The sequence below is a fragment of the Arthrobacter sp. Y3221114 genome (genome assembly GCF_059092625.1).
In genome coordinates, this window is sequence record NZ_JBNHHW010000003.1 from 536676 (window position 1) to 554731 (window position 18056).

General features: G+C 69.4%; 17 protein-coding genes and 1 pseudogene. 6 read left to right on the forward strand and 12 right to left on the reverse strand.

Features of this window, described 5'->3' with window-relative positions; genetic code table 11:
* Positions 1–97 precede the first annotated feature (97 nt).
* From AC5RV3_RS09370 to AC5RV3_RS09380, 3 genes are all read left to right on the forward strand, one after another.
* The gene (locus tag AC5RV3_RS09370) at positions 98–304 is read left to right on the forward strand and encodes a hypothetical protein (protein ID WP_494121885.1); all 207 of its coding nucleotides are present in this window, start codon (positions 98–100) and stop codon (positions 302–304) included.
* Positions 305–429: 125 nt separating this feature from the next.
* A complete protein-coding gene (locus tag AC5RV3_RS09375) occupies positions 430–1578 on the forward strand; it encodes a zinc-dependent alcohol dehydrogenase (protein WP_494121886.1) in 1149 nt (382 codons plus the stop codon).
* 11 nt (positions 1579–1589) lie between these two features.
* A complete protein-coding gene (locus AC5RV3_RS09380; protein WP_494121887.1) occupies positions 1590–2165 on the forward strand; it encodes a hypothetical protein in 576 nt (191 codons plus the stop codon).
* Between the two features lie 18 nt (positions 2166–2183).
* Here the strand turns inward: AC5RV3_RS09380 and AC5RV3_RS09385 are convergent, their stop codons facing one another.
* The 7 genes and pseudogenes from AC5RV3_RS09385 to alr all read right to left on the reverse strand — a co-directional run bounded on the left by AC5RV3_RS09385 (position 2184) and on the right by alr (position 8546).
* Positions 2184–3269, reverse strand: coding sequence for a substrate-binding domain-containing protein (locus AC5RV3_RS09385; protein ID WP_494121888.1), 1086 nt, complete (start codon positions 3267–3269; stop codon positions 2184–2186).
* Between the two features lie 152 nt (positions 3270–3421).
* Positions 3422–4489, reverse strand: a complete 1068-nt coding sequence (gene tsaD, locus AC5RV3_RS09390; protein ID WP_494121889.1) for a tRNA (adenosine(37)-N6)-threonylcarbamoyltransferase complex transferase subunit TsaD — start codon at positions 4487–4489, stop codon at positions 3422–3424.
* A 206-nt stretch (positions 4490–4695) separates the two neighbouring features.
* Positions 4696–5115: pseudogene (rimI, locus tag AC5RV3_RS09395) on the reverse strand (ribosomal protein S18-alanine N-acetyltransferase); the annotation flags it as partial.
* Positions 5116–5153: 38 nt separating this feature from the next.
* Positions 5154–5822: a tRNA (adenosine(37)-N6)-threonylcarbamoyltransferase complex dimerization subunit type 1 TsaB gene (tsaB, locus tag AC5RV3_RS09400; protein WP_494121890.1), complete on the reverse strand. Its 669-nt coding sequence runs from the start codon at positions 5820–5822 to the stop codon at positions 5154–5156.
* A 121-nt stretch (positions 5823–5943) separates the two neighbouring features.
* On the reverse strand, positions 5944–6363 hold the full coding sequence (locus AC5RV3_RS09405; protein WP_494113852.1) for a VOC family protein: 420 nt from the start codon (positions 6361–6363) through the stop codon (positions 5944–5946).
* Positions 6364–6540: 177 nt separating this feature from the next.
* A complete protein-coding gene (gene tsaE / locus AC5RV3_RS09410; protein ID WP_494121891.1) occupies positions 6541–7200 on the reverse strand; it encodes a tRNA (adenosine(37)-N6)-threonylcarbamoyltransferase complex ATPase subunit type 1 TsaE in 660 nt (219 codons plus the stop codon).
* 35 nt (positions 7201–7235) lie between these two features.
* Positions 7236–8546, reverse strand: coding sequence for an alanine racemase (gene alr / locus AC5RV3_RS09415; protein ID WP_494113827.1), 1311 nt, complete (start codon positions 8544–8546; stop codon positions 7236–7238).
* 218 nt (positions 8547–8764) lie between these two features.
* Between alr and AC5RV3_RS09420 the strand changes: the two genes are divergently transcribed.
* Complete coding sequence (locus AC5RV3_RS09420; protein ID WP_494121892.1) at positions 8765–10102, forward strand: family 4 glycosyl hydrolase; 1338 nt, start codon at positions 8765–8767, stop codon at positions 10100–10102.
* Between the two features lie 14 nt (positions 10103–10116).
* A complete protein-coding gene (locus tag AC5RV3_RS09425; RefSeq protein ID WP_494121893.1) occupies positions 10117–10428 on the forward strand; it encodes an MmcQ/YjbR family DNA-binding protein in 312 nt (103 codons plus the stop codon).
* 43 nt (positions 10429–10471) lie between these two features.
* Here AC5RV3_RS09425 and AC5RV3_RS09430 read toward each other — a convergent pair whose 3' ends face one another.
* Positions 10472–13072, reverse strand: coding sequence for an MMPL family transporter (locus tag AC5RV3_RS09430; RefSeq protein WP_494121894.1), 2601 nt, complete (start codon positions 13070–13072; stop codon positions 10472–10474).
* Positions 13073–13076: 4 nt separating this feature from the next.
* Positions 13077–13709, reverse strand: a complete 633-nt coding sequence (locus tag AC5RV3_RS09435) for a TetR family transcriptional regulator (protein WP_494121895.1) — start codon at positions 13707–13709, stop codon at positions 13077–13079.
* Positions 13710–13869: 160 nt separating this feature from the next.
* Here AC5RV3_RS09435 and AC5RV3_RS09440 point away from each other — a divergent pair, with 160 nt between their 5' ends.
* Positions 13870–14331: a DUF3817 domain-containing protein gene (locus AC5RV3_RS09440; protein ID WP_494121896.1), complete on the forward strand. Its 462-nt coding sequence runs from the start codon at positions 13870–13872 to the stop codon at positions 14329–14331.
* Between the two features lie 163 nt (positions 14332–14494).
* Here AC5RV3_RS09440 and AC5RV3_RS09445 read toward each other — a convergent pair whose 3' ends face one another.
* The 3 genes from AC5RV3_RS09445 to AC5RV3_RS09455 form a co-directional block, all read right to left on the reverse strand.
* Entirely contained in the window at positions 14495–14932 is a 438-nt protein-coding gene (locus tag AC5RV3_RS09445) for a hypothetical protein (protein ID WP_494121897.1), read from the reverse strand.
* A gap of 346 nt (positions 14933–15278) precedes the next feature.
* Positions 15279–16319 (reverse strand): L-glyceraldehyde 3-phosphate reductase, encoded by a 1041-nt coding sequence (gene mgrA, locus AC5RV3_RS09450; RefSeq protein WP_494121898.1) that lies wholly within the window; start codon positions 16317–16319, stop codon positions 15279–15281.
* Between the two features lie 23 nt (positions 16320–16342).
* Positions 16343–18055: a bifunctional ADP-dependent NAD(P)H-hydrate dehydratase/NAD(P)H-hydrate epimerase gene (locus AC5RV3_RS09455; protein ID WP_494121899.1), complete on the reverse strand. Its 1713-nt coding sequence runs from the start codon at positions 18053–18055 to the stop codon at positions 16343–16345.
* Position 18056 lies beyond the last annotated feature (1 nt).

Below are 18056 nucleotides of genomic sequence, written 5' to 3' on the forward strand. Positions count from 1 at the left end.
GCTCCCGTTTCCGGCCGAATCCGGTCCCGTTTCGTGCTGAACAGGGGTAGGCTCTGCCCCAAGGAAAACCGGAGCCGGATGCGGGAAAGGGCTGGCCATGGCCGGGGAAAAGCACGCAGACGACGAGGCGCTGTACCAGGCGGATGCCGCGGCCTCGGACCAGGAATCCGACGGCCCGCCCCATGCCGGTTCCGCCGGTCTGGACGCTGCCATAGAACCGGACGTCGACCGTCGGTCCGAGGAGCAGTGGGAAGGCGAGGACAAGAAACCGGCGTCCCCCCGGGAACCCGGCGACGGCACCTAGGACCAGCCGCACCCGTCCCGGGCAGCGCGGCCTCCCGGGCGGCTCCGCGGCCTTGACCGTTGCGGCCGGGCGTGTGAGGCTTGCGGGCACTCGACTATTCGCTTCCTCAAGGAGGCACTGCACTGATGAGAGCCATGGTGTACCGCGGGCCCTACAAGACCCGGGTAGAAGAAAAAGACATCCCCGCGATCGAACACCCCAATGATGCCATTGTGCGGGTGACGCTGGCCGCGATCTGCGGCTCGGACCTGCACCTCTACCACGGCATGATGCCCGACACCCGGGTCGGAATGACGTTCGGCCACGAGTTCATCGGCGTGGTCCACGAAGTGGGGCCGTCGGTCCGGAACCTCGCCCCGGGCGACCGGGTCATGGTGCCGTTCAACGTCTACTGCGGGTCCTGTTACTTCTGCGCGCGCGGCCTGTATTCCAACTGCCACAACGTGAATCCGAACGCCACGGCGGTGGGCGCCATCTACGGCTACTCCCACACCTGCGGAGGCTACGACGGCGGCCAAGCCGAATATGTCCGGGTGCCCTTTGCCGACGTCGGACCCGCCCTGATTCCGGACTGGATGGACGACGAGGACGCCGTGATGCTCACCGACGCGCTGCCCACCGGTTACTTCGGGGCGCAGCTGGGCGACATCGTCGAAGGCGACACCGTGGTGGTCTTCGGAGCCGGACCCGTCGGGTTGTTTGCCGCAAAGTCCTCCTGGCTCATGGGAGCGGGGCGCGTGATCGTCATCGACCACCTGGAATACCGGCTGGAGATGGCCCGCACCTTCGCGCATGCGGAGACCTACAACTTCGCCGAGCATGACGACATCGTGGTGCACCTGAAGAAGGTGACCGATGACCTCGGGGCGGACGTGGCGATTGACGCCGTGGGAGCCGAGGCGGACGGCAACCTGACCCAGCACCTCACCTCGGCCAAGTTCAAGCTGCAGGGCGGCTCGCCGGTCGCCCTGAACTGGGCCATCGATTCGGTCCGCAAGGGCGGGACCATTTCCGTGATGGGCGCCTATGGACCGATGTTCAGCGCCGTGAAGTTCGGCGACGCCCTGAACAAAGGCTTGACGCTGCGCATGAACCAGTGTCCGGTCAAGCGCCAATGGCCGCGGTTGTTTGAGCACGTCCGAAACGGCTACCTGAAACCCAACGACATCGTCACCCACCGCATACCGCTGGAGCATATCTCCGACGGGTATCACATTTTCTCGTCGAAACTCGATGGCTGCATTAAACCGCTCATCGTGCCGAATGCCGGCTAGGAGACACCGCGATGCCGTACACAGCCGAAAAACCGGAGCGCAGGTATTCCAGCGAAGAACTCCGCGACCGGATCCCGGGCTGGGGTGCCGACCTGGATCCGGAGGACCGTCCGGCCGTGCCGAAGGAACGCTTCGATCCCGGCGCCACCGGCGCACACTGGGATTTCCCCGAGCGCCAGGAGGAGAAATGGCCGCGCGAGCGATCCCTTGAACACCGCATGCTGACGCCCGTCTTCGGCACGTCGACGCCGCCCAAGGGACTCTCGGGCGCGATGCGCCGGTACTCCTACCGCAAGTTCAGCGAGGCGCGGGCGGCGCACTGGCTGATCCTGCTGGCCGCCGACCGGGTCGATGCTTGGGAAAGCCACCTGCGCTCCTTCGCGACCCTGCGTCCGGACAATCCCGTCACCGAATCCGGTGTGCGCAGCGAGTTCAGCCATCACGGATTGGCCTCCCGAACCGGGACGAAGCGTGCCGACCTGAGCCACCAATGGCTCGACCCGGTCATCGTGGCCGGCCCCTGGCTGGCGGCAGGCGGCCTGGCCGCGCTGGCGGTCAAGGGCCTGGCCCGGCGCCTGCGCGCCTGAACGGGAAGACCCCAGCGTTTACTCGAGGAGCTGCAGCAACTCCTGGTTGTCGGCAAACACCTCCGCGGCGTTCTCCTTGGTCACCGGCTCGGCTTCGGTCAGGTAGGCCGCTACGGTGGTTTGCGCGTTGCCGTAAGAGTCTTCGTCGTCGGCCTTGGGTGCATCGTCCTGCGCGAACCCTTTGACGAGCGTCAAGGCCTCGCCCACCATGGCCGCCGGGTCGGCGTAGGTGGTGGCGTACTGCTTGTCGGCCATGATTGATTCCACGGCTTCCGGGGCGGATCCGCTGCCGATGACGACGGCGGAATCCTGCCCGCCGTCTTCGGCGGCCTGGATGAGCACCTGGGCGGTGGCGTCATCGGCCGCCAGGATGCCGTGCAAATCGTCGGAGGCGTAGTCCTCCTGCAACATGGCGGCCAGCCGTTCTCCCGCGGCATCCGGGTTTTCGCCCGCGGTTGCCTCGAAATCCGACTGCCCGGACGCCACGGCCACGGTGCCGTCGTCGATCTTGGATTGCAGCACGCTCATCGCACCGTCGAACGCCAGGCGCGCCCCGCCGTCGTCCGGGTGGCCGCTGAACAGTTCGACGTTGTAGGGTCCCTCGCCCTGCCGTTCGGCCAGCCCGTCGAGCAGTGCCTGCGCCTGGATCTCCCCGTTTTGGAAGGCATCCACGCCCACCAGGTAGCCGACAACGCCGGTGTCCGTGACCATGGTGGCAAAGGCGATGACCGGGATTTGCGCCTCTTGCGCCGCGGCCAACTGCTCCCCCAGGCCTGCAGGGTCCGCCGCGTCCACGATCAGCACTTCCGGTTCACCCTCGAGCATGGAACTGATCTGTTGCTGCTGTTCGGCGGCAGTTGCCGCGACCTGGACGTTCGGTTCGAAGTTTGAGCCCTCGATCTGTTCGGTGAACAGCGCTTCGGCGTACGCGGTGTCGGCGGAGAGGGACACGCCGATCAACGAACCGGTCTCGAAGCCTCCGGCACCCCCCGCTTCCGGCCCCCCACCCGTCTCTTCACCGGTGCGGGTACAGGACGTCAGCAGGAGCGCCGCCGTGACGGCCACCGCCGCCGGCAGTTTCAGTCGTCCAGCCAAAGATCCCATGTCGTGTACCTCCGTCGTTTCCGCCGTCCGACCGGATGGAAGAGTTGCTGGGGAAGGAGCCGGCGTGCCCCGCCATGGTTTCAGCCTAGGTCGCCGCCGCGGATTGTGATAGACGGTGCCGGCCCGGGGTCCCGGGCGCGGGCGGGATCGCCCTAGAGGTGCACGCTGGTGACCGGCATCGACGAATCCGGGGCGAATTCGAGGCCGGAGGGCCTGCCGCCGGCCATGACCACCTGGGCGCCGAGCGCCGCTACCATCGCCCCGTTGTCCGTGCACAGGGACACCGGCGGCACCCGCAGGGAGATGCCGTGCTGCGCGCAGCGTTCCTCGGTCAACGCCCGCAGCCGCGAGTTCGCCGCAACGCCGCCGCCGAGCAGCAGGTTGGTGATGCCGTTTTCGGTGCAGGCCAGCATCGCCTTGGCGGTGATGACGTCCGCCACCGCTTCCTGGAAGGACGCGGCGATGTCGGCCACCGGCAGCGGCTCCCCCGCGGCTTCGAACTGCTCCACGCACCGGGCCACAGCCGTCTTCAGGCCGGAGAAGGACCAGTCGTAGCGGTGCGCTCCGGGGGCCTGCGCCGAGCCCATGTATTTGGGCTGGCTCAGTCCGCGGGGGAACCGGATGCGCTTCGGGTCGCCCTCCCGCGCCAGTTTGTCGATCGCCGGGCCGCCCGGATAGCCCAGGCCCAGGATGCGGGCCACCTTGTCGTAGGCTTCGCCCGCCGCGTCGTCGATGGTGGAGCCGAGCAGTTCCACATCGTCGGTGAGGGAGCGCACGCGCAAAATCTCCGTGTGTCCGCCGGAGACCAGCAGCGCGCCCAGGTTCTCCGGCAGCGCTCCCCCGTCCAGCACGCCCACGCCCACATGGGCGACCAGGTGGTTGATGGCGTACAGCGGCTTGCCGGTGGCCAGCGCAAGGGCCTTGGCCGCGCACACGCCGACCATCAGGGCGCCGGACAGTCCGGGGCCGGAGGTCACGGCGAGCGCGTCCACCTCCCCGAGGGTGACACCGGCCGTGTCCAGCGCCTGTTCCAGCGTCGGGATGAAGGCATCGAGGTGGGCGCGCGAGGCGATTTCCGGGATCACTCCGCCGAAGCGCACGTGTTCCTCCATTGAGGAGGACACGGTGTTGGCCAGGAGCCTATCCCCGCGGACGATGCCCACGCCGGTTTCGTCGCAGGAGGACTCGATGCCCACCACCAGCGGTTCGGTGCGGTTCATCGGGTGTCCTCCGTCGTCTCGGGTTCCTGGTCTGTCCGGCCGGTCGTGGCGCCGCCGTCTGTGCCGGCGCGGCCGGTCGTGGCGCCGCCGTCTGTGCCGGCGCGGCCGGTCGTGGCGCCGCCGTCGGTGCCCGTGCGGGCATCCGGGGCGTCGGTGCCGGGGCCGGCCTTCGGGCCATTGGTGCCGGGAGCACCCGCCCAGTCCTTGAGGCGCAGCCGCATGATCAGGGCGTCAACGCCGCCCCGGTAGTAGCGCGGCCGCACGTGGATCTGCTCGAAGCCGAACCAGCGGTACAGCCGCTGCGCCCGGGGGTTGTCCGCGCGGACTTCTAGCAGGACGTCGTCGGCCCGCTGTCGCCGGGCCTGGTCGATCAGCAGGGTCAGCAGCGTGGTGCCTATGCCTTGCCCCTCGCGCTCGGGGACCACCGCAATGGTCTGCACGTCGGCGATGGGCCGCACGCACATCAGCCCGGCATAGCCGATCACGGCGCCGCGCGCGTCCTCGGCCACGTAGTAGCTGCGGGTATCCTGCGCCAGTTCCTCATAGAACATTTCCGTCGGCCACGCATCGTCCGGGAACAGCTTCCGTTCCAGCGCATCCACAACCGGCACGTCGGCCTCGGTCATCGGCCGAATGCCTCCCGCCGGCCGTGGCGTGCGGGCGGTCACAGCGCGCGCTTCCGCGGTCCGGGGACCTTGGCATCGGACTCGCGCAGGTACAGCGGCGTGGTGTCCGGCAGGGAAAGTCCTTTGTCCAGCCGGGCGACGGCGGTGCGGCCCAGCGCTTCGGCGGTGGGCTGGGTGCCGCTGTACTCGGTGACGGCCAGCAGTTGCTCCGGGTACAGCCCGGCGCCCATGCCGTAAGCCGGCAGGCGTGGCACGTCCGAGGGCGCGCCGACATGCGGGCCGTCGAGCAGTTCGTGCGTGCCGCCGGTACTGCGGTAGCGCGCCCAGTACACTTCCTTGCGCCGGGCGTCGGTGGCCACCACGAACTCGTCCACGCCTGCGCGCCACGCGTCCGGTGCGGCGTCAACGGCGATGGCGTCCAGGCTCATCGCCCCGTGCAGCGGCTTGCCCCAGGCGAAGGCCAGCGCCCGTGCGGTGGCGATGCCGGAGCGCAGGCCGGTGAACGGTCCCGGGCCCACACCCACCACCAAGGCGTCGATGTCGGCGCCGGTGACGTCCGCCGTCGTCATGATCTTGCTGATCCCGAGGGCCAGCACCTCGGCGTGGGTGCGCGTGTCCTCGGTGGCGAACGCGGCCAGGGTCTCTCCTTGTCCGGCCAGCAATGCGGCGCTGGCGATGGCGGAGGTATCAATGGAGAGGATCAGCACGGATCAATTTTACTTGAGGTACGCAGCGTGCCGTTCGGGCGCGCAACGGGGACGGGTCAGGCCGCGGCCAGGCCCACGCCGCGGCCGCGGCGGGCCGGCCGTGGCTGCGCAGACCGGACTGTCACGCCGGCGGTGGGCCGGCGATGTTGACTAGCCAGTGGATACCGAACTTGTCCGTGCACATGCCGAAGGTGTCGCCCCAGGGCGCTTTTTGCAGCGGCTCGGTGACGTCGGCGCCGTCGATCAGCTTGTCCCAGTAGCCGCGCAGTTCGGCCTCGTTGTCGCCGCTGAGCGAGAGGGAGTGGCTGGACCCGGGGGTGTACTCCATGGTGGCGGGGGTGTCCGCGGCCATGAGCACCAGACCGCGCTCGGTGGACAGTTGCGAGTGCATGATCTTGTCGATCTCCGCCGGGTCGTCGCTGGCCTGGAAGTCGCCGAAGGTGTTCAGCGTCAGTTCCCCGCCGAACACCGACTGGTAGAACGTCATGGCTTCCCTGGCCTGGTCGCGGAATCCCAGGTACGGGTTCAGCTTGGTCTCCATGGCGGGCCTCCTCGTGGTCTGATGACGCCATCGATTATGGACCTGCGCCGGGAGGCCGTGAAGACCGCGGGCTCCCGCAGGGTCCCTGCCCCGCAAAATTTGCGCGCCGCGAGGCACCCGGCTGCGCGCCAAGCCGGGCGACGCCTCCGCGACCGGCGCGGCGGGCCCCCTTGCGGCTCAGGCAAACATGTAGGCGGCCCAGCGCGGCCCGTAGGCGGCCATGCGGATCAGCCGCGGCTCGCCGTCGTCGGGCTCTTCGAAATCCAGCACGACGCCGGTGCTCCGCCGCGCTCCCGCGGCACCCTCCGCGGCGCCCGTCCCGGCTGTGTCGCCCGGCCCGGCTGCCTCGGCCGGCGCCGCACCGTGCGGCCCGCCCGGCGCGGCGCCCCCGGCGGGCCGGTTGGCCAGGTCTGCCCCGGTGGCCCGGACCAGCGAGATGTCCAGCCAGCTGTCGGAGAGGTGCTCCACCCGGCCGCGGCCCCACTCCACCACGGTCACGGCCTGATCCATGGTGTTCTCCAGGTCGATGTCGTCGATCTCGCCGTCGGACTGCAGCCGGTAGGCATCCACGTGGACCAGGTCCGGCCCGCCGTTCATGCTGGGGTGGCTGCGGACCAGCACGAAGGTGGGGGAAATGATGCCGGGGCGGACTCCGAGTCCTTCCCCCAGCCCTTGGGTGAAGGTGGTTTTCCCCGCCCCCAACCCGCCGCTGAGCACCACCAGGTCGCCGGCGCGCAGGATCCTGCCCAGCCTGGCGGCCAGCGCCTGCGTTTCCTCGGCCGAGGCCACCTGGAACTCGCGCTCCCACACCGGGGAGGCCGGTTGCTGCTGCGTCATGGAAGGTGCTCCCCCTGTCCGGTCGGCGTCGTCCTTCATGCCAGTACCGCGCCGGGATCCCCGGCGCTGTCGGTGTTCCGGTCGTCGATCGCCGCCAGCGCTGCCCGGACCTGGGCCGCCGCCGCTGCCTGCTCGGCCGCGGACGGCGTGAGTGCGGGTGCCTCGGCCGCCGGGGCGTCCTCCCCGCCGCTCTCCGGGTCGTCGGCCGTTCCGGTGTAGTAGCGCGGGACGCGCTGACTGACGCGGGTGACAATCTCGTAGTTGATGGTGCCGGCTCCCGCCGCCCAGTCCTGGGCGTCCGGGACGTCCCGGCCCGGGCCGAAAAGGATCACTTCCTCGCCCACGAGGTCTTCGGCGTCGTTGGTCCTCAGGTCCACCACGAACTGGTCCATGGCCACCCGGCCGACCACGTCATAGCGGCGGCCGCCGATGGACACCTGGACGTTGGTGGCGCTGCGCGGGATGCCGTCCGCGTAGCCCAGCGGCACCAGCACCAGCGTGGTCGGTCCGGAGGTCAGGTAGCTCAGCCCGTAGGAGACGCCCTGGCCGCTGGGCACCTGTTTGCAGTTGGCCACCCGTGCGCGCAACGTCATGGCCGGAACCAGCCCGAGTTCCTCCGGGGCCTGCCCTTCGAACGGCGAGAGCCCGTAGATGCCCAGGCCCACGCGGACCATGTCGAAGTGCGCGTCCGGGCGGCTGAGCGTACCGGGCGTGTTGGCCAGATGGCGGACCTCCAGGTCCAGCCCGGCGTTCTCGGCCACCGCCACCGCCTCGCGGAAGCGGTCCACCTGCTCGTCGGTCTCCGGCCGGTGCGGTTCGTCGGCGACCGCCAGGTGGGAGAAGACGCCGACCACCCGCAACAGCCCCTGCTCCTGGTACTCCACGGCCCGGTTGATCAGGTCCTCCCAGAGCGCCGGCGGGCAGCCGTTGCGGCCCAGCCCGGTATCGATCTTCAGGTGCACGCGTGCCGGCCGTTCCAGTTGCCGGGCGGCCTTGACCACCGGCTCCAGCTCCCAGCCGGAAACGCCGACGTCGATCCCCGCCTCAATGCCCGCGGCGAAGTCCGTGTCCGGGGTGTGCAGCCAGGCCAGGATGGGCGCATCGATGCCCGCGGCACGCAGGGCCAGCCCCTCCGTGAAGTGGGCGACGCCCAGCCAGGACGCACCCGCTTCCAGGGCGGCCCGGGCCACCGGGACCGCTCCGTGGCCGTAGGCGTCCGCCTTGACCACGGCCATCACGCGGGCCGGCGCCGCGACCTCGCGCAGGTGCCGCACGTTGGCGCGGATGGCGGCCAGGTTGATCACGGCTTGGCGGTCATAGGGCAGAGGTGACGTTGTAGAGCTCACGGATCCATTCTCCCATCCGAAGCATGCTTCGGGCTGAAGGCCTGCGCCACGGAGCGGAATGCACCGGATCAAACGCCCCGGCCAAAGATTTTCGGCCGGGCCGCCGGTTCAGCCGCCAGGGCCTGGGGTTGGCCCTTGCTGGCACAATACAAGCAAGGGTCGCGTCCCGGGCTCCCGGCGGCCGATCGTTATCCAATGTCAATCGTTCGGGGGAAGCAGTGGCAACACTTGCCATACTGGGCGGCGGCGGGTTTCGGGTGCCGTTGGTCTACCGCGCGCTCGCCAACGGATCCGCGGCCGGTCTGGTGGACCGGCTGGTGCTCCACGATGTAGACGCAGGCCGGCAGCAGGCGATCGTCCGGGTGCTGGAAGATGCGCCCCTGCCCGGGGGCGGCCGCCCGCCGAAAATCGAGTCCGCCCGTGACCTGGATGGTGCGCTGGCCGGCGCCGACGTCGTCTTCTCGGCCATCCGTCCCGGCGGCACCCTGGGCAGGACGCTGGACGAACGCGTGGCAACCCGGCTGAACCTGCTGGGCCAGGAGACCACCGGAGCTGCCGGGATAGCCTCCGGCCTGCGCGCCGTCCCCGCCGCCCTGCACATCGCCCGGCGGATGCGCGAGCTCAGCCCGGGCGCGTGGCTGATCAACTTCACCAACCCCGCCGGGCTGGTCACCGAAGCCATGCTGCCGCTGCTGGGCCATCGGGCGGTCGGAATTTGTGACACGCCCATGGGGCTGGTCCGGCGTGCGGCGAAGGCCGCGGGTGCCACGTTGCGCCGAGGCTCGTTGGCGGGCGTGGACTATGTGGGCCTCAACCATCTGGGTTGGCTGCGCGGACTGGAGCACCAGGGCCGGGACCTGCTTCCCGGTTTGCTCGACGACCCGGGGCAGCTCCAGTCGTTCGAAGAGGGCCGGATTTTCGGCACGCGGGAGCTGCAGGTGCTCGGCGCCATTCCGAATGCCTACCTGTTCTATTACTACTTCCGCCGGGAGGCCACCCTGGCGTTGGCCGGCGCCGCCCAGACCCGCGGCGAGTCCATCCACGAATTGCAGCAGGAGTTGTACGCCCGCCTGCAGGCTTCCGGAACCCCGTACGCCGACTGGGAGGACGCCCTGCGGCGCCGCGAGGAAAACTATTTGTCCGAAGCCCGCGAGATCGGCGTCTCGCGCGATGAACAGGATCCGGCGGCCGGCGGCTACGAACACGTGGCCCTGGACGTGATGCGCGCCCTGCTCTCCGGCGAGCGCACCGAGCTGATCCTCAACGTCCGCAACGCCGGAACCATCCCGCAGCTGCCGGACGACGCCGTGGTCGAGGTGCCGTCGGTGGTCGATGCAGACGGCGCCCGCCCCCTGCCGGTGAGGCCGCTGACCCTGCATCAGGCCGGACTGATGACACAGATCAAGGCCGTGGAGCAGGAGGTCATCCGAGGCGGGCAGGGTGACCGCGCGGCGGCCCTCCGGGCCTTCATGATCCACCCGTTGATTACCTCCGGCCACGTGGCCCACCGCCTGCTCGAGGCCTACGAACAGGCCCACGGATACCGCTGGAGCTGAAAGGGGCCTGAAGCATGCCCACCGAGGACGACGTGCGCCGCCTCTGCCTGGCCCTGCCCGGCGTCACCGAGCGGCCAAGCTGGGGCCAGCCCACCTGGTTCGCCAAGTCGCTGATGGCCCGGATCTGGGAGCCGGGCGTGCTGACCGTCAAGTCCGATGAGCGGGAAGCCCTGGCCGCAACTGCCCCGGACGTCTTCTTCTGGACCCCGCACCACGAGCGTTCGCCGCTGCTGGTGCTGATGCGCCTTGAGAAAGTCGAGCCCGACCATCTCGAAGAATTGCTCGACGAATCGTTCCGGCTCGCCGGAGGCCGGCACCGTCGGTGACCGACGCTGCCGGCCGCCGGCGAGGACCAGGCGCGCCAGCGATCTAGCGCACTCCGGCGGGCTGTGCCTCGGCCTGCTCGGGCCGGCGGGTGTGCTGCGCCAGGTTGGCGCCCTCCACATCCACGTCCGGGAGGATCCTGTCCAGCCACGCCGGCATCCACCAGGCGGCCTTGCCGAACAGGTGCATCGCCGCCGGGATCAGCGTCATGCGCACCACGAACGCGTCCAGCAGCACGCCCAGGGCCAGCGCGAAGCCGATCGGCCGGACCATGGTCAGGTGGGAGAAGATGAACCCGGCGAACACGGAGACCATGATGATCGCCGCGGCCGTGACCACTTTGGCGCCGTGGTTGAAGCCGCTGACCACGGCGGCCCTGGCGTCCTCGCCGTGCGCGTAGGATTCGCGCATTCCGGAGACCAGGAACATCTGGTAGTCCATCGCCAGGCCGAACAGGACGCCGATCATGATCATCGGCAGGAAGCTCAGGATCGGTCCGGGGTCGTGGACGTCGAAGATGCCGCCCAGCCAGCCCCACTGGTAGATCGCCACCACGGCGCCGAAGCTGGCACCGAGTGACAGCAGGAACCCGGCGGTGGCCAGCAGCGGCACCAGGATGGAGCGGAAGACCAGCAGCAGCAGGATCAGCGAGAGCCCGATCACGATGGCCAGGTAGACCGGCATGGCGTCCGCCAGCTTGTCGGAGACGTCGATCTGCATCGGCGGCTGCCCGGTCACCGAGAGTCCGACGCCGGTATTCTGCTCGAGTGTGCCCGCCTGCGCCCGCAGGTTGTGGACCAGCTCCTCGGTGCTTTCGGCTGCCGGGCCTTCTGCGGGAATGACCTGCAGGACGGCGGTGCGCCCGTTCCCGCTGGTGCCGGTCGGAACGGCTGCGGCGACGTGGTCCATCGCGCGCAGCTCCTGGGAGAGCCGCAGCAGCGTCTCGTCCGTCTCCGTGCCTTCCAGGCCCGCCGGGAGGTCGGCCACCACGATCAGCGGACCGTTGATTCCCTCGCCGAAGCTCTCGCCCAGCTGCCGGTAGGACTGGTAGGCCGTCGAGTCCGCAGGCTCGGAGCTGCCGTCCGGCAGGCCAAGCCGCAGCTCGGCGGCCGGTACCGCCATCACGCCGAGCACCGCCACGCCGGCGATCAGCGCGAGCCACGGGTGCTTCGTGACCGACTTGCCCCAGCTGCGCTTGGGGTCGTTGTGGAAGTCTGCTTCGCGCGCCGAAGCCTCCGCGCCGGCGGCGACCGGGCCGGGCAGGCCGGCCTTGGCCCACGCCCGTGTGGAGAGAATGCGCCTGCCCATGATGGCCAGCATCGCCGGGGTCAGGGTCAGGGCGACGACGACGGCGACCGCCACGGTTGCGGCTCCGGCCAGTCCCAGCACCGTCAGGAACGGGATGCCCGGCACCGCCAGCGCGGCCAGGGCGATGATCACGGTGAGGCCGGCGAAGAGCACTGCGTTGCCGGCGGTTCCGGTGGCGCGGCCGATCGATTCGATCAGCGGCACGCCGGAGAGCAGCTGGGTCCGGTGGCGGTTGACGATGAACAGGGAGTAGTCGATGCCCACGGCCAGGCCCAGCATCAGCGCCAGCACCGGCGAGACGGAGCTCATCTCGATGACACCGCTGAGCGCCATGGTGCCGCCCACGCCGACCCCGACGCCGACGAGCGCCATCAGCAGCGGCAGCCCGGCCGCGATAAGTGTGCCGAGCATCAGCACCAGCACGGCGGCGGCCACGGCGATGCCGATGATCTCGGCAGCTCCGAACAGGCTGGAGATGTCTTCGACGATGTCCTTGCTGTACTCCGCCCGCAGCCCCGGCACCAGACCGGCCTCGGTGACCCGCTGGACCTGTTCGCGGTCCTCCTTGGAAACCTCCATCATGCCCTGTTCGAACTGGACCTGGACGAACGCGGCCGCACCGTCCTCGGAGACGAACCGCAGCCCCTCCAAGGACTGCTGCCGCAGCTTCCCCGCCTCCAGATCGGCGACGCCTGACTCGTACTCCGCCCGGCCGTCTGCCAGCCGCTGTTCGGCTTCCGCCAAGCGGGCCTGTGCCGTTTCCAGCTGCGCACGCTGCGGCTCCAGCCGGGCACGTGCCTGCTCGGCCATGGCCGCCTGGCCGGATGCCTCCAGCTGCCCGATCTGCGCCTCGGCCGCCTTTAACTGCTGCAGGCCCGGCTCCAGCTGCGCCTTGCCCGCATCCAGCTCGGCCTGGGCGTCGTCCAGCCGTTGCGCGGCGGCTGCCAGCTTCTCTTCGCCGGCGGCGATGGTCTGTGGCGCACTGTCCAGGGCGGCCTGCAGTTCGACCGGGTTTGTGGCGTTTTTGACCGCGTCCAGATGTGTCAGGTCCGCGGAGATCCCCGCAATGGCGTCCTCCTGCCCGGCGGTGAACGCCCGGCCGTCCGCCGTCGTGAACACGATGGTGCCGAGCCCGCCCGCGGCGGCCGGCATTTTCTCCCGCAGTTCGTCCGCCACCGCCTGGGCGGGAGTGCCGGGAATGGTGAAGCTGTTGGAGAGGGTGCCCATGAAGGCCGCGACGGATCCGCCGACGGCGACCATCACCACCAGCCACGCGGAGACGAACCACCAGCGCTTCCGCGCGGCGAGTTTGCCGAGTCTGTAGAGCAGCGAAGCCATGGGGTCAGTCCTTGGGACGGGGGTTGAAGCCGGTGCGCAGCATGTCAAGGCTCTCGAGCAAGTGTTGGCGGAAGGCCGACGGTTCCGGCGCCTCGCCGGCGGGGGTCTGGGTGGCGGCCATGCGCATGGCCGCCTGCGCGCAGGCGATCAGCGAACCGGCAAGCGCCGTGACCATCAGTTCGCCGGCGTTGTCCGGCAGCCGGGGGCGCAGGCCGTCTTCGAGCGACTGCCTGGCCTGGTTCCAGGCCTGCAGTTGCACGCGCTCCAACTGAGCGTCGTCGACACCCATCTGGTAGATCTCGCACAGCAGCGCAAGCCGGCCCTGGCTGATCTCCCCGCCGAAGGTGGCGAGGACCGCGTCCATGATCGGTTCGTCGTCCGGCCGCTCATCGAGCCGCTTGAAGGACTCGGCCAGGAACTCTTCAACCGGCCGCGTCACCGCCGCCTCGACGGAGGGGAAGTAGTTGAAGAAGGTCCGGCGCGACACGCCCGCCGCTGCTGCCACCTGGTCTGCCGTGAAGCCGCCCGGCCCCTGTTCCCTGGTCAGCCGCAGCGCGGCCGCGGTGATGGCGCCGCGCGTTGCCGCCTTGTTTCGTTCACGGAGCCCTTCCAACGGCACCGACGTTTCTGCACTCATCGGGCCAGTGTAGGGCTTAAATTGCACAGCATGCAAAGTTGCCTTCTATGCAGTTATTTCAGGCGTGGCCACATCCTCGGCTAAATTAGTGGAGGGTTCCCCTCCCCCGGAGAACACCCCTGAAACCATTGCCGACGCCAACTAGTCTTCTAGGACGTTCATGTCTCCGCGCACCCTGTTCCGCACTGTCGCTTTCGCCGAAGCCGTGACGTGGACGCTGCTGTTGCTGGCCCTGCTCCTGCGGGCGCTGGTGCCGGAGGCACGCCTGGCGGTCAGTATCGCGGGCGGCCTGCACGGCTTTGTCTTCCTCTGCTACGTCGTCAGCACCTGCTTCACATGGGTGAACCAAAGGTGGTCTGCAGGCCGCGGCATTCTGGCCGTGGTCTCCGCCGCCATCCCGTACGCGACTATTCCCGTGGAGAAGTCAATGGACCGCCACGGCCTGCTCGGCGACGCATGGCGGCTGGGTGCCGGCGGTGAAGCGCCGCACGGTTTTCTCGAGAAGCTGCAGGCGGCCGTGCTCGCCCGCCCGGTGGCGGCCATCGCCGTCGTCGTAGTCGCCGTTGCCGCCGTCTTCGGCTTCCTGCTCTACATGGGTCCGCCGGATACCTGGTTCGCCTAGAACTGGATCACATCAGTGAGGAGCCGCCGGCGCCGTTTGGTGCCGGCGGCTCCTCTTGCCGTTAAGTGCTGTGGTGTCCCCAAGACGAGGGGGAGGAACGTGAGATCCCGTCCCTTGCCGCCTTGGGTACCCCTGGCGGAATAATTTCCTTAAGGGTGATCTCCTAGTGGTGGCCGTGGTCGTGGTCGTCGCACCGGAACTTGACGCGGTCGCTCGACACCCATCCGTCGGCGCGGCTGTAGCTGACCGCCTTGTACGTCTTGCCGCACTTCAGGTCGTCGCCACGGACGGTGAAGTCGCCGTCATGGGTCCGGACGTAGAAATGATCCACGACCTTGTGCTTGGAAACGTTGATGATCCAGACATGGACGCGTTTCGCTTCGTAGTCCTCGCCCCTTACGCGGTAATCGCCGTCATCATAAATGCGCAGCGTCAGGGTAGCGTCGCCGTCGCCGTGGTCGCCTTTGTCTTCGTGGGAATGCGAAGCAGGCACCGCCACGCTGCCGGCACCGGCCGGTGCCGCGACGCCGATTGACGCGAGAAGTCCCAGGAGTACGCCGGTCACCATCAACCACACGCGCAGTCTTGCTGAAGTTTTCATTACTGAGAGTGCTTCCGTGCTTTTCCGGGAGGCCAGGAACGCGGAAGGCGCGTCCGCCTGTCATCGATGAACGGCCTGGCGGGCCCCCCGGCTTCCTATCGCCGCTGCCGCTCACTGGTGCCGGAAGAACGACGGGACTGCCCCCGGCCCAACAGAAGTTACATGAGGTTGCCATCCCTCGGGAGGATCCTGCCTCCGGTGCCCCGCACCGTGCCCCAGCGGCGCGGTTGGCACGCTTACAGAGTAGTGGAAACAGGTATTTCCGGGTACCCCGTCACGCGGTTTTTCCTCGCTGGAATCCTTGGCCGGCGGATCGTTTACTCATCGCGGCGGGACCATCCGCCCCCTAGCCGTTCGGCTTCCAGATGTTGATGTCGGAGTCCACGGCGAACCGGTTGATCGCGTCGGCTTCCTCGGTCGTGAAGTCCAGTTTGGCCACGGCGGCTAGGCTGTCCTCCAGCTGCTGCACGCTTGAGGCCCCGATCAAGGCCGAGGCGACGGGGGCGCCCTTGGCTTGCCGGCGAAGCACCCAGGCGATGGCCAGCTGCGCCAATGACTGGCCTCGGTCGGCCGCCAGCTGGTTCAGGCCGCGGACGCGGTCCAGGTTTTCGTCGGAGAGCATCTGCGGGAACAGCGACTTGTCCTGCGCGGCGCGGGAGTCTTTGGGGATGCCGTTCAGGTAGCGGTCCGTGAGCATGCCTTGGGCCAGCGGCGAGAACGCGATGCAACCCATGCGTTCGTCCGCCAGGACTTCCAGCAGATTCGGGCTGCCGCCTTCCACCCAACGGTTGAGCATGGAGTACGACGGCTGGTGGATCAGCAGCGGGGTCCCCAGCACGCGCATGATGCGTGCGGCTTCCCGGGTCTGCTCGGCCGTGTAGGAAGAGATGCCCGCGTACATGGCCTTGCCGGAGCGGACGGCTTGGTCCAGTGCTCCCATCGTCTCTTCAAGCGGCGTGTTCGGGTCCGGCCGGTGGCTGTAGAAGATGTCCACGTAGTCCAGGCCCATCCGCTTCAGCGAGGCGTCCAGGCTGGAGAGCAGGTATTTGCGCGATCCCCACTCGCCGTACGGGCCGGGCCACATCAGGTAGCCGGCCTTGGTGGAGATCACCAGTTCGTCACGGTAGGGCAGGAAATCCTTGCGCATGTGCCGGCCGAAATTGGTTTCGGCGCTGCCCTCCGGCGGGCCGTAGTTGTTGGCCACGTCGAAGTGGGTCACACCGAGGTCGAAGGCCCGGCGCAGGATGGCGCCCTGCACTTCGAACGGCTTGTCGTCGCCGAAGTTGTGCCAGAGGCCCAGCGAGACGGCGGGCAGCTTCAGGCCGCTGCGGCCCACCCGGCGGTAGGGAATGTTCTGGTACCGGTTCTCTGCAGCCTCATACGCCATCCCCTCATCATGCCATTGTGAGGCTACCGGTCCCGACCGGTGATGATCCTCCCCACAACCGCGGGGAGGACGGCACCGATATTGGAGGCGGCCAAGGGTGCACCCGGCGACGACGACGGCGATGCCCGCCTTCCGGCGCGTCCGCCACGGCTCCCCGTCGCCGACGGCTGCAGCGGCGCTCCGCTGTCCCGCCCCGCAGCGCACCGCCCCGATGCCTCCGTCGCGGCGAGCCCGTGCAGGCAGGCGGCCATGGCAGCCACCACCGCACCGTGCTCGGCCGCGGCGAACCCGGCCGCGTCCAGGTCTTCGGTCCGGATGGTAGCGGCGAGCGCGCCGAGGATCCCGGCCAGGGTGTCGCCCGACCCTGCCGTGGCCAGCCATGCCGGCCCGTCGTCCTGGCTGAACAGGGCGCCGTCCGGTGCCGCGATCACCGTCACGGAGCCTTTGAGCAGCACGGTGGCCCCGGTGAGCCCGGCGGCCAGCGCGGCGAATTCTGCGGGTGCCGCTTCGATATGCTCCCGGTCGGTCTCCACGCCTTGGGCTTCGAGGATGCGCACCAGTTCGCCGGCGTGCGGCGTCAGGACCACCCGGGGCCCCAACTCCGCGGGCAGCACGTCGAACGCACCGGCATCGGCGATAACCGGCAGCCCGGAAGCCAGGGCGTCCCGGGCGCGCTGGCGCTGGTCGGGGTCGCCGTCGGTTCCCGGACCCACCAGCCACGCCTGAACATGGGAGTCGGCGACGGCATCCTGCGAGCAGACCGCTTCGGGAGTCAGCACGTTGATCTGGCGACAAACCTCGGTCGGGCCGAGATAGCGGACCATGCCCACACCGGTGGCGGACGCCGCCCCGGTCGCGAGCAGCGCCGCCCCGGGATAGGACGCAGCTCCAGCGGCGACGCCGAGCACCCCGCGGGTGTACTTGTGGTCCGTGCGGCGCGGCACGGGCCACAATCGGGCCAGATCCCGCGCCTGAAGCCGCCGCAGCCGCGGTGCCGGAAGCAATTGCCCGATGCCGATATCCACCGTTTCGACCCGGCCGGCGAGCGCCGCGGCGGGATCCAGCAACAGGCCGGACTTGGCGCCGCCGAAGGTGACCGTGAGGTCCGCCGGCAGTACGGGGTGGATCACCTCGCCGGTCCCGGCGTTGACGCCGCTGGGCAGGTCGCACGCCACGACGCGCGGGCGGCGACGGTGGCCCGGCCCGGACTCAAGGACTGCCTGAACCAGTTCCCGGGCCGGTCCCCGCAACGCCCCGGCCGCGCCGGTGCCCAGAATCCCGTCGACCAGCACGTCGGCGGCGGAACAAGTCTCGGCTGCCTCGCGGATTGCCTGCGTCGCCTCCCGGAGCTCCGGACCCTCGGAACCCTCCGGAGCCTGGCGGGCCGGGTCCCCGCCGGTTCCTTCCGCCGCCAGCCGCAGCACCGATCCGCCTGCCCGCTCGAAGGCGGCCAACGCCCCCGCGTGTACCCGCTCCGCCGTGAGCACCGCCGTCGCCATGGCGCCGCGGCGGGCCGCCGAAGCAGCGGCGAAGAGGGCGTCGCCGCCGTTGTTGCCGCTGCCGGCCAGCACCACCAGCCGGGAACCATAGACCCGGCCCCGGACGAGCTTCAGTTCCCGGATGACGACGGCCGCCAGTCCGGCCGCGGCGCGGTCCATCAGCAGCGGTCCTTGCCCGGCGTCCAGCAGCGGCCGTTCGGCGGCGCGGATGTCCTCCGGAGACCAGGCGCGGATCATG